The organism is Chromatium okenii, assembly GCF_016583745.1.
GTDB classification, from domain to species: domain Bacteria; phylum Pseudomonadota; class Gammaproteobacteria; order Chromatiales; family Chromatiaceae; genus Chromatium; species Chromatium okenii.
Map to the genome: position 1 here is coordinate 32,825 of NZ_NRRQ01000020.1, position 23,002 is coordinate 55,826.

Here is a 23,002-nt window from a genome sequence, read left to right on the forward strand (position 1 = left end):
GATGAACTCTCGATAAAGAACTGAATGCGAAAAGGTGAAGGAGAGATGCGGATTTTAAGAAGACGACCGTCAATCCGCCGCAATCATAGTCAGGTTTAAGTCATAACGCACCATTGCCGCGCCGTTGCATTGCCAAAGAATACCGCATCTTGCTGATGCCGTTGTCGCAAAACCCGCAGCCTGCGGGCGCTCTGTGCGGGCGTAACGTGTTGATTTATTTGCTAACTCTTTGCTGGCATTAAATTTGCTTTTTTCTCCACAAAATGCACTTTATCGCCATTGAGAGCCGCTATGACCACTCCCATTTCCCATCACGTCATTATTAACGACACCACGTTACGCGATGGCGAACAATCCGCTGGCGTTGCCTTTTCGCTGGAGGAAAAACTGGCGATTGCACAAGGACTTGCTGCGATTGGGGTGCCGGAGTTGGAGATCGGCATTCCGGCGATGGGTGAGGAAGAGCGCGAGTCCATTCGCGCTGTGGCGGCGCTCAAATTGCCAGCGCGGTTGATGGTGTGGACGCGGATGTTGCCGGCAGACATCGCGCAATGTCGCGGCTTAGGCGTTGATTATGTTGATTTATCTATGCCGGTCTCCGATCAGCAAATTGCCCGCAAGTTGGGACGTGATCGCGCTTGGGCGCTGGCGCAGATTCGCTACCAAGTCCGCGCCGCACAGGATTTGGGGCTGGAGGTGTGCGTCGGCGCGGAAGACGCGTCGCGGGCCGATCCCGAATTTTTATGGCTGGCAGCGGAAGCGGCGCAGGAAGCCGGAGCGCGGCGCTTTCGTTTCGCCGACACGGTGGGCATTCTCGATCCGTTTGCGGTATTTGAACGCCTCCGCGATCTGCGCTCCATCGTTGATTTAGAACTCGAAATGCACGCTCACGATGATCTGGGATTGGCGACCGCCAACACGCTGGCGGCAGTGCGCGGCGGTGCGACTCACGTCAACACGACCGTACACGGTCTCGGCGAACGGGCGGGCAATGCCGCGCTGGAAGAGGTGGTGATGGGGCTGCGCCACCTGCATCAGTGCGACTGCGGCGTTGATTTGAAACGCTTTGACGGCTTATCGCGGCTGGTCGCCCGCGCTTCTGGCAAGCCGGTCGCGTGGCATAAAAGTCTCGTCGGCGCGGGCGCGTTCACCCACGAGGCGGGGATTCATATCGACGGTTTACTGAAAGACCCCCTGAATTATCAAGGAGTTGATCCCGCCGATGTCGGACGGCGGCATCGGATGGTGCTCGGCAAACATTCGGGCACGCACGCGGTGCGGCAGGTGTACGCCGAACAATTGCGCTTTGATCTCAATCAGGCGCAGGCCGAGCGGGTGCTGCCGTTGGTGCGGCGATTTGTTACGACCACCAAACGCTCGCCGGAAGCGGTGGAATTGCAGCAATTTTTAGCTGAGATCAATTCAATGTCGCCTACTGTCTATCAATAACGGAGTGCGCAATGGATGCGTTTGCACACAGCAGCGGTGAATTCTATTTTGATGAAGCAATTACGCCAAGCGTTGCCGAGTTATTAGCCACTGCCGCGCAGCATTATGGCACCGAGATTGCCGAATTAAAGTTATTGCAAGCCTATTTCTATGCGCCAGAACAATTAACGGTGTTGGTGGCATTATATCGCTATTTTTATTATCAACAGCGGTATCAAGATGCCTTAATCATTGCCGAACGCGCAATTGCGCTGGTGCTCGCACGGCTGGACTTGCCAGCGCAGTGGCAGGAATTAACCGAATTAGAATTGAGTCCAGCATTATCACAGTCGATGACCTTGACGCGCTTTTTATTATTAGCCTTCAAAGGCGCAGGTTATCTATTATTGCGTTTAGGTGATTATCCGCAGGCGCTACAGTATTTTGAAAAGATCGCAGAAATTGACACCAGCAACCGTTTGGGAATTACAGAATTGCTGGCAATCGCTCGCGCTGAAGTGGCCAAAATGGCGGTACAACAAGCGGGCGCTAATGTGCGATTCCTGCGTTCATAATGTTGGGAATTAACCATTTTTTGGAGTGAAAGAAGATGACTGCTGCCGACTTTACCGATGATTTAAGTGAACTCAGCACTGCCGAAGATTTTTTAGAATACTTCGGCGTGCCTTTTGATCCCGCAGTGGTGCAAGTCAATCGGCTGCATATTTTGCAACGCTTTCACGACTATTTAGCACAAGCTGCTGAAATGCCAGCAGAAGTGAAGTTTCGCTGGCAATTACACGCCGAGTTATTAACAGCGGCGTATCAAGATTTTGTGACATCCAATGCACAAACTGAAAAGGTGTTTCGCGTGTTTCGTATGAATGAACCGCGCACGGTTACGGTGGCATTAACCGAATTAACGCAGCAGGCAGTGTATGCGCCCGCAATATGAATACGGCGACGCGGTGCGGATAATTCGCAATGTGCGCAATGATGGCACCTATCCGGGTGAAAAAACCGGCACCTTATTAATTCGGCGCGGCAGCGTTGGTTATGTGCGCGATGTCGGCACTTTTTTACAAGATCAACTCATTTATTCGGTGCATTTTCTCGATGCAGATCGCATCGTGGGCTGCCGTGAAGAAGAATTGCAACCGGAGTCGGCGTTGTGGATTCCAAGTCAATTTGAATTCCATGATCGCGTCGCCACCGTATTGCCGTTGGGAATTCAAGGACGGGTATTGGTGCAGGTCGGCGAAATCGGTGAGGTGCTGCGCGTGCTCCGCGATCCAGACACGGGCGTGAGTTATCACGTTCATTTTCCCGACCGTAACACTTTGATTGTGCCGGAAAATGCGCTGACGGCAGCGCCTGCTGCGGCTCCAACTGCGTGAGGGCTAAAATGGACGTGACGGCTGACCGTTATCACTTGCTGCGGGCGGCAACGGAGCGGTTTCACGCCGCGCCAGCCGCGTTGACGGCAGCGCAATTGGCGCAGGCGCAACGGGTGGCGCAACAGACACTGGCTTTGGAACGGCGGGTGTTAGCGAGTCCAGAAGCGAGCGCGGTGGTGATTGCGGAGGCGCATGTGGCGGCGGCGCTGGCGGCGATTGCGCAGCGTTATGCCGATGCTGAGGCGTTGCAAAATGATTTAGAAAACAACGGTTTGACGCATGAGGCGCTGCGGCTGGCGCTGTGGCGGGAGTTGGTGTTTGACGCGGTGATGCAGCGCGTGGGCGCTCAGGCGGCGGCGGTCAGTGCGATTGACGCGCAACTGTTTTATGAGCTGCACCGCGACCGTTTTACCGCTCCAGAACGGCGCACGGCGCGGCATATTTTGCTCACGATTAACGCCGAATTTGTGGAAAATCAACGCGAGCAGGCGCGGGCGCGATTGGAACAGGTGGCGGCGCTGTGGAATGGAGAAATTGCGCATTTTGGGCAATTGGCGGCGCAGCATTCGGAATGTCCAACTGCGTTGGAAGCGGGGCAATTAGGCAGCGTTGTGGCTGGGCAATTATATCCCGCTTTAGATGCCGCGTTATTCACGTTGGCGGCGGGGGCAATGAGTGAGATTTTAGAATCTGAATTGGGTTTTCATCTCGTGTTATGTGAGGCAATTGTTCCAGCAACGGTGCTCGATTTTGCACAAGCGCAGCCGAAAATTGAGGCGTTATTAACAGCGCGGCAACAGCGTGAGATGCAAAAACAATGGCTGGCTACTTTGTCGCCATAATCAATTGCAGCCATTAAAAAAGCCCCGCTGCGTGTATTCACCGCAGCGGGGCTTTTTTTATGCGTAAAACGCTAAAATCAAGCGACCTGTTTTTCCCAACCTTCCAAGCGTCGAATCAACGGATAAAGGTATTCAGTTTCGCGTTGAATGCGATCCATCACTAATGCAAACATCTGTTCTGTATCTTTCACAAATGCGGTGTGATCGTTGATGGTCAAGGAGTGCCGCTTGTGCGAACACCATTGTTTTACATAGGTATTAAAAATGCGTTTGATTTCAGTAGAGCCAGATAAAAAGCGGTTGGCGGTATTCTTGACTGTCTGATCTTGATGCGAAATCAATTGGCTGCACAGTTCCCGATCCACCAATTCCATGTGTTCTTTAATACGATTGGTGAGATCAAAAAACACATCGCAAGCAACATCTGTATCGCACATGGCGCGTTCACGCACCAGATAAAGAAAGACATTCGATAGCTCAGTAATTTTGTGGTTTTGAGCGTGTAATTGTGCAAAAGCGACCATGTGATGAGTCCTCCAAAAACGGGTCGGCAAGTCAGTGTGCTTTGATGGTATTCCGCCAGAACGGGCGAACAGGTGACGTTCACCTTCGGTACAGGCCGTGTTACAACGCACGGCTCAAGTAAAACCCAAGGCGGTGTGGGCAGTTTACGCGAAGTTGGACAGTTATTAAAGATTGCGGATCGTCAATGATTCATATCAACCAAAATTTATTTGATGACATCGAGTATTAGCAAACGGTAAAGAAAGACATCGCCATTGTGATTGCGCAACACGAGGCGTCCTTGATCGAGTGCGAATTCAAAGCTCTGGGTAAAGTTCTCGCGCTGATTGGTCAAGGCGACGCGCCCATTGCCAACCACAATGTCACCATCAATCGCGCCCTGACAGGAGGCATACAGTCGATAACGCTGGCGCTGCACAATCAACAAACCGCCTTGATTATCCTCCCAAATTCCTTCTAACGCGGTGGTCTGCGCCGCCACTCCGCCTGCTGACCACGCTTGATTGAACTGCGCCAACACTTGCTGCAACGGGACGGCGGTGGACATGCTGCCGCTCACCGCTGGCGGCGTCGGCAGTGCGGGTAACGTGCTGAATGCAGAAGGAAAACCCGTGAGCGGCGGCGCACCCATGCCCAACGGTGGCACGCTTGAATTGGCAAATCCCATCATTTCCATCATCCGCGCAATTGCGTTGGCCATCGCCAATGCCATCGTTTCCTGCGCGAGCGCGGGCGGGATCACGCACCAGCTCCAGCCAACAATGAGCAATAGGCGCAGAGTGAACGACATAAAATTGCGCAACGCAGTACATCCATCAATTTAACGAAAGCAGGTGACAGACAGCGCCTTGCCGAGAAAAATGCGCCATGAATGCAAGTTGGCAGTCTAACAGAGGTCGCACGAGTCGCCGTCAATCCCCGGTCAATTGCGCATTTTACCCATGAATTCACACGATAAACTTTTGATTCAATTGCGTTTACAAACGCTGGCGCTGCATCGCGGCGGGCAGGTGCTGGCGCATTTTCCGGTTTCCACCGCTCGCAACGGCGCGGGTGAACAGCGCGGCAGCGGCTGCACCCCACGCGGGCAGCATCGGATTCGGCTGCGGATTGGCGCGGGATGTCCGCTCGGCACCGTGTTTCGCGGGCGGCGTCCGACCGGCGAACGCTATGACGCCGCGCTGGCAGCGGCGCAGCCGGAGCGCGATTGGATTTTGACGCGGATTTTGTGGCTGACGGGGTGCGAAGTGGGCATTAATCGCGGCGGGACGGTCGATACGTTGCGGCGCTACATTTACATTCACGGCTGCCCGGAGAGCGAGCCAATGGGAGAACCGCGCTCACACGGTTGTATTCGGATGCGCAATCACGATCTGATTGCATTATTTGCGCAAACAACAATCGGAATGTGCGTTGAGATTTGTGAATAATGCAAGTGCAAACGCCGCCAACTTTTTATAATGCAGCAAGCGGCGTTTTCATTAACGGTTATTCAGAATAACCACCGCGTCCAGAACCGCGATTATCCCGTGCAAAATAATTCACACGCCCCATTGGGATCACCGTCACGCCGCCTTCACTGACATGAAACCGCTGCCGATCTTGCACCGAATCAAAGCCAATTTGTTCACCAGCAGCAATCACATTGTGACGATCCACAATCACGCGCCGTAACCGCGCTCCGCGACACACCCGCGCATAATCCATAATCACGCAATCTTCCAACACCACATCTTCTTCAATCACGGCCTCGCGGCGAATAATTGAATTACTGATCTTGGCACCCTCGTGAATCATGGTCGCAGCAGCCAATAAACTATTGCGGATTTCACCGCCAAGAATACGCGCTACTGGCCCCTGATAACCGCTGGAAAAAATCGGCCAATCGGGATTAAACATATCAAAAACCGGTTGATGCCCCAGCACATCTTGATGCGCTTCAAAATACGCATCAATCGTCCCCAAATCACGCCAATACATCCGATTTTCATACGGCAAAATGCCCGGCACTTCATTGGTCGCAAAATCGTATGCAAATAAACGATGGGTGCGCAATAAACGCGGCAAAACATGTTGACCGAAATCTGTTTCACCAGCTTCTTGCGCTTCTTTCAATGCCTTCACTAAAACGTCAGCATTAAAAATGTAATTTCCCATTGACGCGAAGGCTTGCGAAGGGTCGGCTGCCATTGGCGTCGGATGTTCAGGTTTTTCTTCAAATGCCTGAATTTGTCCATTGCTATCAGCCGCAATCACGCCAAAACCTTGCGCATCACGCAGCGGCACCGGCAACGCAGCAATGGTGACATCAGCGTTGCGTTCCTGATGAAAATCAACCATCTGGCGGATATCCATCCGATAAATGTGATCGGCACCGAATACCGCCACCAAATTCGGGCGATGCTCTTCAATTAAATTGATATTTTGATTGATCGCATCTGCTGTGCCTTGAAACCAATTCTCGCCCGTCATCATTTGCGGCGGCACCACCGTCACAAATTGGCTTTGTAATAATGGAGAAATTGTCCATGCCTTGCGCACATGTTCAATCAACGCCTGTGATTTGTATTGCACCAGCAAATAAATGGTTGAAATCTGCGAATTGACTAAATTACTTAATACAAAATCGACGATCCGATAGCGGGCACCAAAGGGCACCGACGGCTTGGAACGTCCGGTCGTGAGTGGTTGCAGCCGTGCGCCTTGGCCACCGGCCATAACAAAGGCAATGATCCGTTCGTTGTGGTGCATAAAAAATCTCCGCAAGCCCCTAATTGGGGCGGTTAGTGGAACGTACTGGCTCTTGCGCTGCGCATCATAAACCGCTCGCCTCAGTTTGGGGCGGGAAATCCGCACCTTCGGCGATCTCTCGCAGCGCCCGAAATAATTTGCGCGGCGCGTCCGGTTTGCCGCGTTCCGTATCGCGCTGCGCGGCACGAATTAAGCTGCGCAATGCTTGGCGATCCACGTCGGGATATTGCGCGATGAATTCTGCCAACGCGGCATCGCCTTCAATAATGAAGCGTTCGCGCCAGCGTTCCAGCGCGTGAAAATGCGCAGTCTGGGCGCGTTCACGATCACCATTGTCGGTCATCAATAATTGCACTGCCGCCATATCTTCGCGTTCTAATAAATTTGCAATGCGTTTCCAATGCCGACCGCGAGCACGGGAATCTTTAATACGCGGTGTTTCATCAATCGCAAGCCACGTTGCCGCACTTAAATTCAGTTGTTCCAATTCGCGGCGTGGGAGTGATACCAAGCGTTCTGCTAAAGTTTGCAGCGCCAGCTTGTCGCGTTTGATTTGACTTTTACTCGGTCCAGCAAATGCAACCGGATCATCCAGCATTTCAGTAGCACTATCATATTGAAATATCGTCATCTTCATTCACTCATTTGTATCGCTTTCACTAATAACTGCGGCGAGCGCACCCCGCGATATTCATTCACATCGAATTGATACACCAAACGCACTGCTTGCCCTACGCTCGGCAATGATGCAATGAGATTGAAGCCAATCGCATTCAATTCTTCTCCGCTCGCAGTGCTGACTTGTAATTTCACATGCTGCTCTTTTAATACGCGCACCTGTTGCACCGTAAACACATCATCAAAACACGGTTCCGCAAAACCTTTGCCCCACGGTCCAGCAGTGCGCAGTGCCTCGGCAGTCTCCAGCGTCAATAACTGCGGCGGCAGCGCCCCGTCTGAATTCCATTCCGGCTGCGGTGGCACGTCGCCAATTTGCAGCCGCACCGCGTCAATAAATGCCGCATGAAACCGGTCGTAATCGGCAGCGCGAATCGTCAGTCCCGCCGCTTGCGCGTGTCCGCCAAAATGTTCAATCAGCTCCGGCTGATCACGCTTGACCTGCGCGAGCGCGTCGCGGAGATGCACGCTATCAATTGAACGTCCCGACCCGCGCAGGCGTCCCTCATTCGCAGCGGCAAACGCCAGCACCGGACGGTGATATTGCTCCCGAATCCGCGCCGCCACGATGCCGGTCACGCCTTGATGCCAGTCATCACCGCGCAAACACAGCGCCGCTGGCAACTGCGCTCCGTCCAGCACCAGCGTGTCCAGCAACCACTCCGCGTCTGCCTGCATTTCCGTTTGCAGCTCATGGCGGCTGCGATTCAACGCATCCAACCGCTGCGCCAGCGCCAGCGCCTGCGTGAAATCGTCAGCCAGCAGACACTCCACGCCGAGCGTCATTTCCTCCAATCGCCCAGCGGCATTCAAACGCGGCGCGATGCCAAAGCCAAAATCACTCGCAGCGGCCTGACTGAGAGCACGACCGGCAGTTTGAAACAGCGCCTGAATGCCGGCGCTGGAGTGTCCGGCACGAATTCGCCGCAGCCCTTGATCCACTAAAATCCGGTTATTGCGATCCAGCGGCACCACATCGGCGACCGTGCCGAGTGCCACCAAATCGAGCAATTCATTCACGTTTGGTTCCGGGCGCTGGGCGTCAAACCAGCCGCTGGCGCGGAGTTGCGAGCGCAGCGCAGCGAGGAGATAAAACATCACGCCGACGCCGGCCAGATGTTTGCTGGGAAACGCGCAGCCCGGCTGATTCGGATTCACAATCGCCACCGCCGCTGGCAACTGCTCGCCGGGCAAATGATGGTCAGTAATCAGCACCGCGATGCCCAATTCCTGCGCCCGCGCCACTGCCGCCACGCTGGTGATGCCGTTATCGACGGTGATAATGAGCGACGGCTGCTGCGCGGCTGCCAATTCCACCACTTCGGGACTCAAGCCATAACCAAAGCGAAACCGGCTCGGCAGCAGATATGACACCTGCGCTGCGCCCAGCGCCCGCAGCCCGCGCACCGCCACTGCGCAAGCCGTCGCGCCGTCGGCGTCATAATCACCAATCACCATCAAATGACCGCCGCGGCGCAATTCCAGCTCCAGCCGCTCTAACGCTGCGGGCAGTCCGTGCAGTAATTGTGCGGGAGCCAGCGCCGCCAAGCCGGGCGTCGCCTCGGTGTCCGCAGCGATGCCGCGATTGGCATATAACGCTCGCAGCAGCGCAGTCGGCGTGGTCGCAGCGGCAATGTCGGCGTGATGGGGAAGGCGGCGAATGTGCATGAGTTGTCGCTTGTCGGTTGGCAGTTGTCGGTTAAATTCTGCCACAGCAGATGCCGCATAATTCAATAACTACGTTTTATCAACGCACTGCAACCGATAAACAGACACCATTTCAGCATTGCGCTGATCACTGCCAACTTTTTTCAACCCAACGGAGAACCTCGCCATGTGCGGCATCGTCGGTGCTATCGCTCAACGTCCCGTCGCAGCCATCCTTTTGGAAGGCTTACGGCGGCTGGAATATCGCGGTTATGACTCCGCCGGCATCGCGGTGTTAAATCCCGATGGTCAACTCAACCGCGCTCGCACGCTCGGCAAAGTCGCACGGCTGGCGGAAGCCGTCGCTGCGCAGCCACTGCCCGGCTTGCTCGGCATCGCCCACACGCGCTGGGCAACGCACGGCGAACCCGCCACTCATAACGCGCATCCGCACATTTGCCGCGACCGCTGCGCGGTGGTTCACAACGGCATCATCGAAAATCACGAACTGCTGCGGGCGGAGCAACGCGCCGCTGGACATCGCTTCACTTCCGAGACCGACACCGAAGTCATCGTCCACGCGCTGTATGACGCGCTCGCCGCTGGCTTATCGTTGATTGATGCCGTGCGGCAGACGACCGCGCAGTTGCAAGGCGCGTATGCGCTCGGCGTGCTGGATCGCCACGATCCTGAGCATCTGGTGGCAGCGCGACAAGGCAGTCCGCTGGTGATTGGGATCGGCTTTGGTGAGCACTTCATCGCCTCTGACGTGTTCGCGCTGCTGCCCGTCACCAATCGCTTTATCTTTTTAGAAGAGGGCGATCTCGCCGAATTGACCCGCGAGACGGTGCGGATTTGGAACGCCGCCGGTGAACTGGTGGAGCGCCCGCTGAAAACCTCGCAAGTCACCGCCGAAGCTGCCGAGCGCGGCAGTTATCGCCATTTCATGTTGAAAGAAATTTTTGAGCAGCCGCAGGCGCTGGCAGCCACGCTCGAAGGGCGGCTGTTGGCAGATCGCGTGCTGCCAGAAAGTTTTGGCTCGCAAGCCGCCGCGTTGTTCAGCCAGATTCAAGCCGTGACCATCGTCGCCTGCGGCACCAGTTTTCACGCAGCACTGGTCGCCCGGCACTGGCTGGAGGCAATCGCCGGCTTGCCGTGTCAGGTCGAAGTCGCCAGCGAATATCGCTATCGCGCCCATGTCGTGCCGGCGCAGGCGCTGTTTGTGACCATTTCTCAATCGGGCGAAACCGCCGACACGCTCGCGGCGCTGCGGCTGGCGCAAGCCTCGGGTTACGCCGCCACGCTGGCGATTTGCAACGTGCCGGAAAGCTCGCTGGTGCGCGAGTCGGATTTGGTGCTGCTGACTCGCGCCGGGCCGGAAATTGGCGTCGCCTCCACCAAAGCCTTCACCACGCAATTGACCGCGCTGCTGCTGCTGACCATTGCGTTGGGACGCTTGCACCGCTTGGATGCAACCGAAGAAGCGCGTTTAGTCACGTTGCTGCGCAGCGTGCCGAAACAGTTGGAAGCGGTGCTGGCGTTGGATGCGCAGATCGCCGCGTTAGCAGAACAATTTGTGGATAAACAGCACACCTTATTTCTGGGGCGCGGGACGCAATATCCGATTGCGTTGGAGGGCGCACTGAAACTCAAAGAAATTTCTTATATTCACGCTGAAGCGTATCCCGCCGGTGAATTGAAACACGGGCCGCTGGCGCTGATTGATGAAGAAATGCCGGTGGTGGTGGTGGCACCGAATAACGCGCTATTGGAAAAACTCAAATCGAATTTAGAAGAAGTGCGGGCGCGTGGTGGGCAATTATTCGTCTTTGCGGATTCGCAAGTCGCGCTGACTGCCACTGCGGGAGTGACGGTGATTCGGCTCCCGGAAACGGATGATCTGCTCGCGCCACTGATTTTTACCGTCCCGCTGCAATTATTGGCATATCACGTCGCCGTATTAAAAGGTACCGACGTTGATCAGCCGCGCAATCTTGCCAAATCGGTGACAGTGGAATAAATACTAACCCGCAGTGACCGTTTAATAAAATTCTCCAACTGTTTTATCAAGGGATATGAAATCACTCTGCTGCGGAGCACCAGAAAGTTGGAGGAGAGTTGAAACACCGAGCACTTATTTACAGCCAAAACATCGCGTCGTTGTGCCCATGTTAGAAGCCGCCGTGCTTGCTCTTCTCACTGCCTGCCGTGATCGCCTCGCCCAAGGCGTCATGGCGGCGTTTATGCAACATCTTGATCGCGTTAAGGATGAATTCCTCAGCATGGCGGATCACGCCGCCACGTTAGAACAGCAACAAATTTGTTTCGCCGCCCTCAACCTGCTTGCCAACCGTGCGCCCGCGCTGGTGGAACGTTTCCAGCGGGTGTACGCCGCCCGTTTCGATGCCAGCGTCACCGCCCTTCACACGCCGCCGCCCGCTGCCGCTGAATTCACTTTGCCGGATGAATTGAGTTTGATTGATCCTGATGATTTTGAACGGGATTTAGCGATCAATAAATTATCCAGCCGCGCTGCGTTTCACTGTTCTCAACATCTCGTCGCGCTGGATCGGCGGCTGGCGATCTTGTTGCAAATGCAGCGGCTGAGTCAGGACGATAACCCCTTGTATCCCGCAACGATTTTTAACGCGCTGTTACAAACGCTCATCGAGCTGGATTTGGAGCGAACGCTGGCGCTGCCGGTGCTGCAAGCCTTTGAACGCCACACCGCTGCCGCGTTGCCGGAGCTGTACGCCGCGCTCAATCGTCATCTTGCCGCTGCCGGCGTGTTGCCGATGATGCCCGAAGCTGCGCCAGCGCCAGCTTCTGCGACAAGTAGCACGACGGCGTTGCCAACCGGATCACGACCCAGCGCCAGCACCGCAAGTGGCGCTGCGCCGCCAGCACGGGTTGGACACGGTGCGAGCAGCGGCAGTTCTGCATTCAGCGGCGCGGGCGAGGTGGCTGAGGCCAGCGAGGATGTGTTTAGCCAATTGTTGCAAGCGATTCAGGTCGCCAATCGCACTGGAGCTGCATTTGCGCCCGCGCCAGCGGTGAATACGCGGATGAATATGACGGCAGCAGCCGCGCCACTTGCGCCGCCGCGTCGCAGTGGCGTGGCAACTACCGTCAGCGTTCATCAACTGCTGGATGCGTTGGGACAGATGCAACACGGGCGGGCGGAAGTGCGCACGGTGCCGAGCGTGGAACCCATCGCGCTGGCGCTGGAACAGGACGATGTGTTGCAACAATTTCGTGCCACGCCGCTGGCGCAGTGGTCGCATCCGCTTGATGCGATGACGATTGACATCGTGTCGATGCTGTTTGAAGCCATTTTTAATGATCCCGAATTACCTGCGCCGCTGCGGGCTGAAATTGCCAAATTGCAGATTCCGGTGCTCAAGGTGGCGCTGTTGGATAAACGCTTTTTTTCGGAGCGCAAACATCCCGCCCGCCGGCTGCTCGACACCATCGCCACCGCCGGGCTGGGGCGCGGTCAAGAAGATGAGGCGCGGTTGACGGCGGAAATTGGCGCGGTGGTGGAAGCGGTAGTGAGTGGATTTGATGTTGATATTCAAGTATTTAGCGAACAGGTGCAGCGCCTAGAAACTTTTTTACACGCGGAGGAACAGCGGGCGCAGGCAAAGGCGCAGCCGGTGGTGGCGCAGTTGGCGACGGCGGAACATCACGAGACGGCACTCCAGCACGCGGTGGCGGTGTTGCAGCCCCGGCGGGCGCAGACGATGCCGCCGTTAATCGCGGATTTTTTGGAGCGGCATTGGCGATTGGTGTTGGCGGCAATTGCGCTGCAACACGGCACCACGAGCGCGGCTTGGCAAGAAGCGGTGACGTTGATGGATGAGTTGATTTGGAGCGTCACGCCGAAAACGACCGCCGTAGACCGGGAACGACTGCTCAAATTGCTGCCCAATTTGCTGAAACGGCTGCGGCAAAATCTTGAGCAACTACAATTAGATGAAGCATGGGAGGCGTTTTTTAGCGAATTGATCCGGCTGCACATGGCCGCGCTGCGACCTGATCCGGTGCCACCACCGCCGGCAACGCGCCCGCCACCGGCGGCGGCGATGAACGGAGCGGCGAGCGTTGCGCCAGCAGTCATCACCTCGCCTGCCGCTGTACCGCCGCCCGCTGCGGAAGAGACGGTACCAGCAGATAGTGATCCACAACTGCAATTGGTGCAGGCATTGGAAGTTGGCGCATGGTTTGAATTTCACAGTGAACGCGGCACCCGTAAAACGTTGCGCTTAAATTGGATTAGCGAATTAAAGCGCGTGTATTTATTCACCAATCGTCAAGGAGAAAATGCGATGACGTTGGCGGTAGAAAGTTTGGCAGAACATTTGCGCAAAGGCACGGCACGTTTATTGAGTCAAAATCCACTAACAGATCGTGCGGTGGCGCAGGTGTTTGAAAAAATCAAACCGCCAGTATAATGCAATCAACATGCTGTCATAGAAAGCAAGAACCTGTGTAAACTGGTTTATAATCACAACATAAAAAATAGATTATCAAGTGAGGATCATTGCTATGCCATCAATTAGTTTAAATACCGCGACCGCAATTACTGGTCTGAGCAAACGCACGTTGTGGCGACATATTCATCGCGGCAGTCTTGCGGTGGTGAGCATCAATGACAGCGGAGAAAAAACGCAAGTGAAGTTAATTGATATATTGCCATTATCCTGTTTGCCGTTGAGTGAGATTGAGCAAAAAGTGGTGATTGATGCTGATGCAGGTGAGGCCGTCGCCCAAACCGATTTGGCGTTATTATTTTTTGCGGCCGCCCGCCCCAACGAAGCGGTCGCGTGGTTAATGCGCGCTGCCGAACAGCATTATCCCGATGCCATGTGTTATCTGGGGCGCTGTTATTTGACCGGCACCGGCGTGACATCTGATGCTGACAGCGGCGCGTTGTGGCTCAGTCATGCCGCCATCAAAGGGCATCCGCTGGCGCAAGCCTTGACGCAATGGCTGCAAAGTGCGGCTGGGCAAGCGGTGCAAGCGGCAGCAGATCAAATCACCTTAGATGCCGCGTTGGATCAGATTGAACGGAACACGCTATTGCGCTGGTTGCAATCGTTATCGGCGCATTGATTTGATAGATTATTTGAATGAGATTATCATCGCTTATAACCTGCCGGTGATTGTACACAATCACCGCTTTTTTTATCTGTGGAGCATAGAATGAGCTTGAATTTAAATTTTCTGGATTTTGAACAACCAATTGCGGAATTGGAAGCAAAAATTGAAGAGTTGCGTTTAGTTGGGTTTGATAACGAAATCAATTTACAGGAAGAAATTGAACGGCTGCATACCAAGTGTGTTGCGATGACGGAATCAATTTTTTCGGCATTAAATCCTTGGCAGATTTCACAATTATCTCGTCATCCGCAGCGCCCGTATTTATTGGATTATACGCGCCGGATTTTTGATGATTTTTACGAATTGCACGGGGATCGCGCTTTTGCAGATGATCGGGCAATTGTGGGTGGATTAGCGCGGATTGATGGACGTCCGGTGATGGTGATTGGTCATCAAAAAGGACGCGATACGAAAGAGAAAATTTTGCGCAATTTTGGAATGCCGCGCCCAGAAGGGTATCGCAAAGCCTTGCGGTTAATGGAAATGGCAGAGCGGTTTGGATTACCGATTTTAACGTTTATTGATACGCCCGGTGCTTATCCCGGTATTGGTGCCGAAGAACGCGGGCAAAGTGAAGCAATTGCGCGTAATTTGCGCGAGATGTCGCGGTTGCGGACGCCAATTCTATGCACTGTCGTTGGTGAAGGTGGATCGGGCGGAGCGCTGGCAATTGGTGTTGGCGATTGGTTGGGAATGCTGCAATTCAGCACCTATTCTGTGATTTCCCCGGAAGGCTGCGCGTCTATTTTATGGAAAAGTGCTGATAAAGCGCAATTGGCTGCAGAAGCAATGGCGATTACATCAGAAAAATTGCTGGATCAAGGTTTAGTCGATCAGGTGATTAAAGAGCCATTGGGTGGCGCTCATCGGGATGTGGATGCCGTCGCAAAATCACTAAAAGCGGTATTGATTGAACGGATTGATGCGTTGAATACAATTCCTGTGGAAACACTCATTGCTACACGTTATAAACGCTTGATGGCATACGGGCGCTTTAAGGAAACATCTTAACTTGAAGAGGTGAATGATGACGGCGACCTATGAAGAATTATTAACGCTATTTCAAGAAGTCGCAGTTGCGCAACGAGAATTAACGACTACACAACGGGAAATGGCGGTTGCTCGCGCACTTGACCGACAGAAATCCGAACAAGAATGGCAGGAATTGCGCCAGATGTTTCGGGAAACTGATTTGAAATTTCAAGCGACTGATTTGAAGTTTCAAGCAACTGATTTGAAGTTTCGGGAAACCGACGAGCGTATTCAAGCAATGGAACGTTCGGTGAAGGAATTGAGTCGCACCTTCGGCAGTTGGCATAATCGCTTGGGCGAATTTGTGGAAGAAATGGTGCGTCCGGCGGTGATTCGTTTATTCCGGCAGCGTGGTTTAGAAGTGCATCAAGTCACCCGCGATTTGTCAGCAATCAATCTCCAAGATAAAGAGGGAATTGAAATTGATTTGTTAGTGACAAATGCAACGATTGCGATTGCAGTAGAATGTAAAAGTCGCTTGACGGTGGAAGATGTCCAAGAGCATTTGTCACGGCTGGATAAATTCAAACGGTTGTTTCCGAAATATGCCAATTATCAGTTATTGGGTGCGGTGGCGGCGATGGTATTACCAGATGAGATTGCGCGTTTTGCTTATCGTCAAAGGTTATTCGTATTGGCGCAAAGTGGCGATGGAGTGTTAATTTGTAATGATGCACGTTTCATTCCTAAACAATGGTAAACACGGAATTAAACCATCATTTCGATCCCACATTACTTGCTACAGTTTTGCGGGCGCTGCGTCCGGCACCGCAGTATTGGATTGCTTATAGTGGCGGGCTTGATTCTACGGCGTTGTTATTTGCCGCTGCTGCAATTCGGCAGCACTTGTCGGGGACATTAAATGCTATTCATCTCAATCACGGTTTACAACCAGATGCGGTCGATTGGGAGGCGCATTGTCAAAAGCATTGCGCGGCGCTCGCTATTCCTTTAACTATTCGACATTTGGAATTACAACCGCGTTCCGGTGAAAGTGTGGAGGCGGTGGCGCGGGCGGCGCGTTATCAGGCATTTTCTGAAGTATTACAAGCAGATGCGGTATTATTGACGGCGCATCATGCTGATGATCAGGCGGAAACGTTATTATTGGCGCTGCTGCGCGGCAGTGGTGTGCAGGGCTTGGCGGCGATGCCGCTGGAGATGGCGCTGGGCGCGGGGCGTTTGGTGCGCCCGCTGTTGGCGGTGACACGAGCGGCATTATTGGCGTATGCTCAGACGCAACAGCTTGATTGGATTGATGATCCAAGTAACGCGCTGCCGCGATTTGATCGTAATTTTTTGCGGCAGAAGGTGGTACCGTTGCTGCGGGAACGGTGGCCGGCGGTGACGGCAACGTTGACGCGCAGCGCCAGCCATTGTGCGACGGCGGCGCGGGTGGTGGAGCAGGTGGCGGCGCAACAGTTGGCGACGCTCGGCGGGACGCGGCTGGGGACGCTCGATATTGGTGGATTGCGCCAGTTGGAGTCGTCATTACAACAGGCTGTGTTGCGTTTGTGGCTGAAAAACAACGGATTTCGAGCGCCGGATACGCGACAGTTGTTGCGGATCAGTACGGAGATGTTGACGGCTCGCGCCGATGCCAGACCGCTGGTGACGTGGACGGGCTGCGAGATTCGCCGTTATCGGCTGGATTTATTTGCGCTGCCGCCGTTGCCACCGCCGCCAACGGCAACGTTGCTGTGGACGGTGGGCGCGACGAATATGCCGCTGGAATTGCCGCTCGAATTGGGGCAATTACACTGGTTGCCAGCGTCTGACGCGGCGAGTCGTGATTGGACGCTGCGGGTACAATTTGGCAAGTCGGGAATACGTTGTGAGCGTGGGGCGGGGCAGAGCGGGGAATTAAAACGCTTATATCAAGCGCATGGAGTGCCAGAATGGTGGCGACCGTATGTGCCATTAGTATTTAATGGCGAGCAATTATTGGCGGTAGCGGGGGTGTGTCATTGTCAAACACTTGCAGCGCCTGCCGGTACCGTGCAATGGATGGCAGGTCAATTGCAGTATCCTACAGCATCAATACAACAAAAGACGACTATTTTTTAATCGTGCGTGATTGCAAAAATGGAGTATTTTATATGAATAACGACACTAAACATCAATCAACGTTACCTGAAGTTCAATCTGCATTGAATGCAGGAACAACCCGGCGGCGTTTGCTCAAAGGTGTGGCGCTGGGTGCGCCCGCTATTTTGACTTTGCGGAGCGGAGCGGTGATGGCAGTTTCTTCATGTAATACCGGAATCAAGGGCTGGGTTTATAATGGCGATAAACCGGAAGCTGGTGATTATTGCGTTCGATCCAGTGTTACCACCTGTGATAGTGAAGGAAAAAAAGTCGATTCCAGCGACATTGGCACCGGCGATCCAGCAATATTCAACGAAGCTGATGGCACATACACCTGCCCAATTCCGAAAGATGATCAAACTTTATACAGTATTATTCTCAGTTCAAATGCGTATACTTCATTAACAACGCCGCAACGGTAGTTGACACTTGCACAGATTGGGGTTGTCTTGATCTCACTATGGACATTTGGCAACTGCATTCACAGGGTGCATTACATTGGGAACAGTGGGAAGACCAATTTGCACTTTATCAAGTGGCTTCTGGCGAAACCCACTTTCTGAATGCTTTTGGGGCTGCAATTTTGCAGCAATTGATTGCAGCACCGCAATCACTTGACGCTATCTGTGCGCACCTCGCTATAGAGTTTGATTGTATGCCGGATGCCGAGCTGTGCGCACAAGTTAGCGCATTATTAACACGCTTCGACGAACTTGGCTTAATTCAACGCCATGATGATTAGTGAATTAACCGCAACTGAATTACAAGCTCGGCTAACTACCGCAGGCTTGTGTTTTGGTTGCGGGCCATTTCGTCTGCGCTTAAACAGTTCGTTGCGATTGCTATTTCCGGTTTTACACAAACTCTATGCGCATTATCCCGTTTATGATCATTCGGGTGTTGATGATTACCGCATGACATTAGATTGGGCATCACCATTACGACGTTGGCTGCGTCCGGTAGTGCGTTTTAGTGCCGATGGTCCGGCACCATTTACTGATGTTTCTATAGAGCAGGCATTTCCAACGTTGGAATGGGGGATGAATTGGTGTATTGCAGTTCGCGCCCATCATGTCTTAATGCTACACGCTGCTGTAGTCGAGCGTCACGGACGGGTATTGGTTTTGCCAGCCGCGCCAGGGAGCGGCAAATCCACGCTGTGCGCTGCATTATCTCATTCTGGTTGGCGACTTTTTTCTGATGAGTTTGGGTTAGTGCAACCAGAAGATGCGACATTCATTCCTATTCCACGTTTAATCTCATTAAAAAATCAATCAATTAACGTTATTCGTCAATTCAGCGCCACTGCCCATATTGGTTCGACTTATCACGGCACACATAAAGGTTCGGTTGCACACATTCGCCCACCATTAGCAAGTATTACCCGCATGAAAGAATCAGCGCCTGCTGGTTGGGTAATTTTTCCACGTTGGCAAGCGGGCGCTGCATTAACGCTTCAACCTATTGCGAAAGATCGTGCGTTTATGATGATTGCAAGCAATGCTTTTAATTATGAAGTGCTGGGTGAACTCGCATTTAAAGCTGTTGCGCACATAGTAAAAAACTGCGAGATTTATTCGCTAGTTTATTCAGATTTAGCGCAAGCAATTCACACACTTGATGACTTAACACAATAAATATATGTTGCAGAATCAATCACCAGCGCAATATGCCAGCGCACTGCTTATCAACGCAGTGTGTGAACCGCAACAATTGTCAAAATTGAGCGATTGTGATTGGGATTTATTGCTGCAAGTCGCACGACAAAAACGCTTGCTTGGTCGTCTTTATATGGAACTCAAACGGCTGTGCTTATTGAGTTCTGTCCCAGAAAATGTAGCGGCACAATTGCGTGCTGCAAATAACTTAGTGACACATCGTCAAACCGTATTAGCTTGGGAACTTAATCGCATTTTATGGGCATTAAAAGGTTTAGATGTCCCTGTGATCGCACTCAAAGGAATTGCGTATGTGATCGCTGATTTACCGCCAGCTTCTGGGCGATTCTTTGCTGATTTAGATATTCTTGTACCGCTAGAACACATTACAGTGGTTGAGCAACGATTGTTAGATCGTGGTTGGTTAAAAACAACTTTAAGTCCTTATGATGAGCGATATTATCGGTTGTGGATGCACGAAATTCCTCCTTTACGTCATCGAGAACGTGAAAGTGAAATTGATATTCACCACACGTTATTACCGCGAACGCACCGGTTTAATTTTCATGCGATTACTGCATCATTGTTTACAGAAGCACACACTGTTCCAAACTCAGAAGCGCAAATACTCGCAGCGCCTGATATGGTGTTACACGTATTAGTACATTTATTATTTGAAGGAAATCCAGAAGAAGGATTGCGCTTACGCGATTTGATAGATATTGCTGATTTATTGCGTTATTTTGGTTCTGAGATGACATTTTGGTCGCAATTGGTACAGCGTGCAGAACAATTGAACCTAGGACGCCCTCTTTATTATGGATTTCGTTATTTGCAGCGGTTGCTAGGCATTAAAGTACCCGCATTTGCTATACAAACCACTGCCAGATTTGCACCAATTGCACCAATACAATGGTTAATGGATTGGTTGGTGCCACTTGCAATTCTTCCAGAGCATCCGGCTTATCCGCGCTATCGTGCCCGCTTGGCGCGGCAATTATTATATTTGCGAGCGCACTGGTTAAGAATGCCACCATTATTACTGATACGACATCTCAGCTATAAAATGTGGTTGCGTTTACGAAAGGTGCCTCGTTATATTGACATTAAACCTCAAGATTTACAGCAGCTTTGAACTTACCCTAAGTATTGAGTAGCTTAGAGATTATAGTTGTCCGCAAAACTAGCTATAGTATAAAAGCAGGCGGATCAGTCACAATCTAGCCATGCGCTGCCGGTAGTTAATACTTGCCACACTCTTTTGTATGGAACTTTTTGCGGACAACTATAAATAACTGGAATCGTTAAATTGTTACAGTAGGTTTTATATGCACTCTATTCGGATATTTCGTCACTACATGCGGGTACCATTTATATTTTTAGCAGGAATAGAAAGTATTATTTTTGCTGTGTCTTTTCATGCAGCGGTTCATATACGGTGGTGGTTTCTTGACGGTGAAGCTACTCTGGAACCAACGATATTATTTACGTTAATTGTGGCATTTGTCTTTGTGCTCACTATGGCAGCAACAGGACTGTATGAAGCAAGTTTGCGTGAAGGATTAACGGGTTCATTGGTCAGGATTGCACTATCTTTTTTTCTGGGCTCTATTCTGTTATCCGCGCTGTCATTTTTGTTTCCACCACTAGGGCTTTGGCGGAGTATTTTATCACTCACAATTCTATTTTCTTTTATTTTAGTTGTACTTTTACGCTTGGCTTTTTTTCGCGCCAATCCCAGTATTTTTAAGCGTAGGGCACTCGTGTTAGGCGATTCTCCGTTAGCCGATCAATTAATGATTGCTAACCAAAAACGTCTCGATATTGTTGGGTTTATTCCTACCGCTTTGGATGATCAAAAGACCCAGCCTAATATGCCAATAATCCCTTACAATAAACCACTGGTGCAGATTGCTGTTGAATATCACGTTGATGAGATTGTTTTAGCACTGAAGGATCGGCGGGGTAAATTGCCAATCACCGAATTGCTGGAATGTCGCATGTGCGGAATTCAAGTTTTAGAACAGCAGGATTTTTTTGAACGCGAGCTTGGGGTACTTAAACTAGATTTACTGACGCCGAGCTGGCTGATTCACTCTGATGGGTTTCAAAACCATTTACTGACAACTTTAATTAAACGGTTTTTTGATATTTTATTTTCGCTGATTTTTATTATTGTATTGTGGCCGGTAATGCTATTGACTGCCGCGCTTATTTTTATTGAAAGTGGATTTCGTCACTCGGTGCTGTATCGTCAAGTGCGCGTAGGTGAGAATGGCGAACCTTTTTCTGTGATCAAGTTTCGGAGTATGCGCGTTAATGCTGAAGCAGATGGCAAAGCGCGTTGGGCAACTACAAACGATCCACGCATTACTTATATCGGGCGGTTTATTCGGAAAACGCGGATTGATGAATTGCCACAAATTTTTAACATTTTGAAAGGAGAAATGAGTTTTGTTGGCCCGCGTCCAGAACGTCCTGAATTCGTTGTTGATCTAACGCGAAAATATGAACATTATGCAACACGTCATCGCTTGAAACCAGGTCTGACAGGATGGGCGCAAATTTCTTATCCTTATGGCAGCACGGAGGAAGATGCGTTGCGCAAATTGGAATACGATTTGTATTACATTAAAAACCATAGCACCTTTCTCGATTTGCTTATTTTGGTTGAAACCGTTGAAGTAGTTTTATTTGGGAAAGGTGCTGTTTAATGATTAACGCCAACATTCAACCCGCGCAACAAACAAACTTGCGTCATCAAGGAGAGAGTGTTGCTCTGCTGTTTTCGGTGCTGGCAGTATAGTAGGCGTAATGGAGTTGCGTTCTAAAAACTTAAAGGTAAGATGATTCGGTATTGCTACGCCAATATCGCGGACAATTCGACCTGTGTGTTTATAAACGGCGGGAGTGTCAACTGCCGCAAAGATAACGCCGATCACTCGCCCCAATTCATCAAGTGCTGGTCCACCGCTGTTGCCCGGTCGGACGTCGGCTTGAATTGAAATCGGACGAGGAATACTTGATGTTGATTCTAACTTTGATGGCAAAATGACACCAGAGGTACGCAAGGGACGAATTGGTGGGAGTCCTTGATTTGGATAACCAACAATCGTTACTGTATTAGGCAGGGGGGTATCTAATGGCGCAAACGCAGCACTTTTTTCTGGGTGAAAATCCGTAGTAATCAATGCCAAATCAATTCCGGGTTCAGTAGCAGTAATATGTGCAGGTATCATTTCACCGCCGGCACGCGAAATGATGAGCGTGTCGCAATTTTTAACAACATGCGCATTCGTTAATACGGCTCCGGTCACATTCACAAAAAAACCTGCACCTACGCTTATTAACCGTTTTCCAATAATCATTGGATTGTCATCGGCTTTTAATGAATTTTGGATGTATGCCCGACGTCGCTCCCTGATTGCATTCGCTTCATCATCACTAATCGCCCGCCCTTGACAGTTATCAGAAGACGTTTGAGTCACCATCTCGCGGGTGTCATCGTAACAATTGATGAGAGTAGCGGCGGTTGCATTCGCTGAAATTGCCATTTCAACCAAAATCAGCAATAAAACCATGTGCTTATAATGTGTAAAAAATTCTGACACGAGAAAATGTCCTGTTGAAATTGAGCTTTAGTACGATATAGTAACGTTGTGAGGATTATAGTTATCCGCAAAACATACTATACTATAAGAGAAAATGTAGGAGCTTACGACAGTGAAACTGTGCAACGAAGACCAACTTTTGAATTTCTTAAGACGTGAAGAAGACAGTTCAGTTAAGTATA

Annotated in this window: 23 protein-coding genes; 17 read left to right on the plus strand and 6 right to left on the minus strand. The window is 51.6% G+C overall.

Annotated elements, in window-relative coordinates; translation table 11 throughout:
* Window positions 1-291: 291 nt before the first annotated feature.
* Genes nifV through nifM form a run of 5 tightly spaced genes read left to right on the plus strand, consistent with a single transcriptional unit; the run spans window position 292 to window position 3,667 of the window.
* A complete protein-coding gene (nifV, locus tag CKO12_RS09195) occupies window positions 292-1,449 on the plus strand; it encodes a homocitrate synthase (RefSeq protein WP_200154444.1) in 1,158 nt (385 codons plus the stop codon).
* A gap of 11 nt (window positions 1,450-1,460) precedes the next feature.
* Window positions 1,461-2,003, plus strand: a complete 543-nt coding sequence (locus CKO12_RS09200; protein WP_200154445.1) for a hypothetical protein — start codon at window positions 1,461-1,463, stop codon at window positions 2,001-2,003.
* A gap of 35 nt (window positions 2,004-2,038) precedes the next feature.
* Complete coding sequence (gene nifW / locus CKO12_RS09205; protein WP_200154446.1) at window positions 2,039-2,383, plus strand: nitrogenase-stabilizing/protective protein NifW; 345 nt, start codon at window positions 2,039-2,041, stop codon at window positions 2,381-2,383.
* A complete protein-coding gene (locus CKO12_RS09210; protein WP_200154447.1) occupies window positions 2,367-2,825 on the plus strand; it encodes a nitrogen fixation protein NifZ in 459 nt (152 codons plus the stop codon). Before nifW ends, CKO12_RS09210 begins: the two co-directional genes overlap by 17 nt.
* An 8-nt stretch (window positions 2,826-2,833) precedes the next feature.
* Entirely contained in the window at window positions 2,834-3,667 is an 834-nt protein-coding gene (gene nifM / locus CKO12_RS09215) for a nitrogen fixation protein NifM (RefSeq protein ID WP_200154448.1), read from the plus strand.
* A gap of 77 nt (window positions 3,668-3,744) precedes the next feature.
* On the opposite strand, the gene CKO12_RS09220 is transcribed toward nifM, so the two are convergent.
* On the minus strand, window positions 3,745-4,191 hold the full coding sequence (locus CKO12_RS09220; RefSeq protein ID WP_200154449.1) for a hypothetical protein: 447 nt from the start codon (window positions 4,189-4,191) through the stop codon (window positions 3,745-3,747).
* A 206-nt stretch (window positions 4,192-4,397) separates the two neighbouring features.
* On the minus strand, window positions 4,398-4,982 hold the full coding sequence (locus CKO12_RS09225) for a hypothetical protein (RefSeq protein WP_200154450.1): 585 nt from the start codon (window positions 4,980-4,982) through the stop codon (window positions 4,398-4,400).
* Window positions 4,983-5,133: 151 nt separating this feature from the next.
* Here CKO12_RS09225 and CKO12_RS09230 point away from each other — a divergent pair, with 151 nt between their 5' ends.
* Window positions 5,134-5,622, plus strand: coding sequence for a L,D-transpeptidase (locus CKO12_RS09230; protein ID WP_200154451.1), 489 nt, complete (start codon window positions 5,134-5,136; stop codon window positions 5,620-5,622).
* A 58-nt stretch (window positions 5,623-5,680) separates the two neighbouring features.
* On the opposite strand, the gene CKO12_RS09235 is transcribed toward CKO12_RS09230, so the two are convergent.
* The 3 genes from CKO12_RS09235 to recJ all read right to left on the minus strand — a co-directional run bounded on the left by CKO12_RS09235 (window position 5,681) and on the right by recJ (window position 9,334).
* Entirely contained in the window at window positions 5,681-6,943 is a 1,263-nt protein-coding gene (locus CKO12_RS09235) for a glucose-1-phosphate adenylyltransferase (RefSeq protein WP_200154452.1), read from the minus strand.
* 64 nt (window positions 6,944-7,007) lie between these two features.
* Window positions 7,008-7,574 (minus strand): ribosome biogenesis factor YjgA, encoded by a 567-nt coding sequence (gene yjgA, locus CKO12_RS09240; RefSeq protein WP_242466283.1) that lies wholly within the window; start codon window positions 7,572-7,574, stop codon window positions 7,008-7,010.
* Window positions 7,575-7,576: 2 nt separating this feature from the next.
* Complete coding sequence (recJ, locus tag CKO12_RS09245; RefSeq protein WP_338032728.1) at window positions 7,577-9,334, minus strand: single-stranded-DNA-specific exonuclease RecJ; 1,758 nt, start codon at window positions 9,332-9,334, stop codon at window positions 7,577-7,579.
* Window positions 9,335-9,455: 121 nt separating this feature from the next.
* Here recJ and glmS point away from each other — a divergent pair, with 121 nt between their 5' ends.
* The 11 genes from glmS (at window position 9,456) to CKO12_RS09300 (ending at window position 21,923) form a co-directional block, all read left to right on the plus strand.
* Entirely contained in the window at window positions 9,456-11,288 is a 1,833-nt protein-coding gene (glmS, locus tag CKO12_RS09250) for a glutamine--fructose-6-phosphate transaminase (isomerizing) (protein WP_200154453.1), read from the plus strand.
* Between the two features lie 148 nt (window positions 11,289-11,436).
* Entirely contained in the window at window positions 11,437-13,722 is a 2,286-nt protein-coding gene (locus tag CKO12_RS09255; RefSeq protein ID WP_200154454.1) for a DUF1631 domain-containing protein, read from the plus strand.
* 94 nt (window positions 13,723-13,816) lie between these two features.
* Window positions 13,817-14,383 carry a tetratricopeptide repeat protein gene (locus CKO12_RS09260; protein WP_200154455.1) on the plus strand — a complete coding sequence of 189 codons (567 nt, stop codon included), beginning with the start codon at window positions 13,817-13,819 and terminating at the stop codon, window positions 14,381-14,383.
* A gap of 96 nt (window positions 14,384-14,479) precedes the next feature.
* On the plus strand, window positions 14,480-15,442 hold the full coding sequence (gene accA, locus CKO12_RS09265; protein WP_200154466.1) for an acetyl-CoA carboxylase carboxyl transferase subunit alpha: 963 nt from the start codon (window positions 14,480-14,482) through the stop codon (window positions 15,440-15,442).
* A 13-nt stretch (window positions 15,443-15,455) separates the two neighbouring features.
* Window positions 15,456-16,163: a DUF3782 domain-containing protein gene (locus tag CKO12_RS09270; protein ID WP_242466284.1), complete on the plus strand. Its 708-nt coding sequence runs from the start codon at window positions 15,456-15,458 to the stop codon at window positions 16,161-16,163.
* Complete coding sequence (gene tilS, locus CKO12_RS09275) at window positions 16,157-17,530, plus strand: tRNA lysidine(34) synthetase TilS (protein WP_200154456.1); 1,374 nt, start codon at window positions 16,157-16,159, stop codon at window positions 17,528-17,530. Before CKO12_RS09270 ends, tilS begins: the two co-directional genes overlap by 7 nt.
* A 32-nt stretch (window positions 17,531-17,562) precedes the next feature.
* A complete protein-coding gene (locus CKO12_RS09280) occupies window positions 17,563-17,973 on the plus strand; it encodes a hypothetical protein (protein WP_200154457.1) in 411 nt (136 codons plus the stop codon).
* A gap of 38 nt (window positions 17,974-18,011) precedes the next feature.
* Window positions 18,012-18,293, plus strand: coding sequence for an HPr-rel-A system PqqD family peptide chaperone (locus tag CKO12_RS09285; RefSeq protein ID WP_200154458.1), 282 nt, complete (start codon window positions 18,012-18,014; stop codon window positions 18,291-18,293).
* Window positions 18,283-19,188, plus strand: a complete 906-nt coding sequence (locus tag CKO12_RS09290; protein ID WP_242466285.1) for an HprK-related kinase A — start codon at window positions 18,283-18,285, stop codon at window positions 19,186-19,188. The genes CKO12_RS09285 and CKO12_RS09290 overlap by 11 nt, the downstream gene beginning before the upstream one ends.
* Window positions 19,189-19,192: 4 nt before the next feature.
* Entirely contained in the window at window positions 19,193-20,344 is a 1,152-nt protein-coding gene (locus CKO12_RS09295; protein WP_200154459.1) for a nucleotidyltransferase domain-containing protein, read from the plus strand.
* 223 nt (window positions 20,345-20,567) lie between these two features.
* Window positions 20,568-21,923 (plus strand): TIGR03013 family XrtA/PEP-CTERM system glycosyltransferase, encoded by a 1,356-nt coding sequence (locus tag CKO12_RS09300; RefSeq protein ID WP_242466286.1) that lies wholly within the window; start codon window positions 20,568-20,570, stop codon window positions 21,921-21,923.
* Window positions 21,924-21,926: 3 nt separating this feature from the next.
* On the opposite strand, the gene CKO12_RS09305 is transcribed toward CKO12_RS09300, so the two are convergent.
* A complete protein-coding gene (locus CKO12_RS09305) occupies window positions 21,927-22,820 on the minus strand; it encodes a S1 family peptidase (RefSeq protein ID WP_338032729.1) in 894 nt (297 codons plus the stop codon).
* Window positions 22,821-23,002: the final 182 nt, after the last annotated feature.

Coding starts and splice junctions, on each gene's coding strand:
- tilS (WP_200154456.1), top strand. CDS start 16,157: ATGGTAAACACGGAATTAAACCATCATTTCGATCCCACATTACTTGCT.
- CKO12_RS09290 (WP_242466285.1), top strand. CDS start 18,283: ATGATGATTAGTGAATTAACCGCAACTGAATTACAAGCTCGGCTAACT.
- CKO12_RS09295 (WP_200154459.1), top strand. CDS start 19,193: ATGTTGCAGAATCAATCACCAGCGCAATATGCCAGCGCACTGCTTATC.
- CKO12_RS09280 (WP_200154457.1), top strand. CDS start 17,563: ATGAATAACGACACTAAACATCAATCAACGTTACCTGAAGTTCAATCT.
- CKO12_RS09235 (WP_200154452.1), bottom strand. CDS start 6,943: ATGCACCACAACGAACGGATCATTGCCTTTGTTATGGCCGGTGGCCAA.
- nifV (WP_200154444.1), top strand. CDS start 292: ATGACCACTCCCATTTCCCATCACGTCATTATTAACGACACCACGTTA.
- nifM (WP_200154448.1), top strand. CDS start 2,834: ATGGACGTGACGGCTGACCGTTATCACTTGCTGCGGGCGGCAACGGAG.
- CKO12_RS09285 (WP_200154458.1), top strand. CDS start 18,012: ATGGACATTTGGCAACTGCATTCACAGGGTGCATTACATTGGGAACAG.
- CKO12_RS09270 (WP_242466284.1), top strand. CDS start 15,456: ATGATGACGGCGACCTATGAAGAATTATTAACGCTATTTCAAGAAGTC.
- CKO12_RS09300 (WP_242466286.1), top strand. CDS start 20,568: ATGCGGGTACCATTTATATTTTTAGCAGGAATAGAAAGTATTATTTTT.
- CKO12_RS09225 (WP_200154450.1), bottom strand. CDS start 4,982: ATGTCGTTCACTCTGCGCCTATTGCTCATTGTTGGCTGGAGCTGGTGC.
- yjgA (WP_242466283.1), bottom strand. CDS start 7,574: ATGACGATATTTCAATATGATAGTGCTACTGAAATGCTGGATGATCCG.
- nifW (WP_200154446.1), top strand. CDS start 2,039: ATGACTGCTGCCGACTTTACCGATGATTTAAGTGAACTCAGCACTGCC.
- glmS (WP_200154453.1), top strand. CDS start 9,456: ATGTGCGGCATCGTCGGTGCTATCGCTCAACGTCCCGTCGCAGCCATC.
- CKO12_RS09200 (WP_200154445.1), top strand. CDS start 1,461: ATGGATGCGTTTGCACACAGCAGCGGTGAATTCTATTTTGATGAAGCA.
- CKO12_RS09230 (WP_200154451.1), top strand. CDS start 5,134: ATGAATTCACACGATAAACTTTTGATTCAATTGCGTTTACAAACGCTG.
- CKO12_RS09210 (WP_200154447.1), top strand. CDS start 2,367: ATGCGCCCGCAATATGAATACGGCGACGCGGTGCGGATAATTCGCAAT.
- CKO12_RS09220 (WP_200154449.1), bottom strand. CDS start 4,191: ATGGTCGCTTTTGCACAATTACACGCTCAAAACCACAAAATTACTGAG.
- CKO12_RS09260 (WP_200154455.1), top strand. CDS start 13,817: ATGCCATCAATTAGTTTAAATACCGCGACCGCAATTACTGGTCTGAGC.
- CKO12_RS09255 (WP_200154454.1), top strand. CDS start 11,437: ATGTTAGAAGCCGCCGTGCTTGCTCTTCTCACTGCCTGCCGTGATCGC.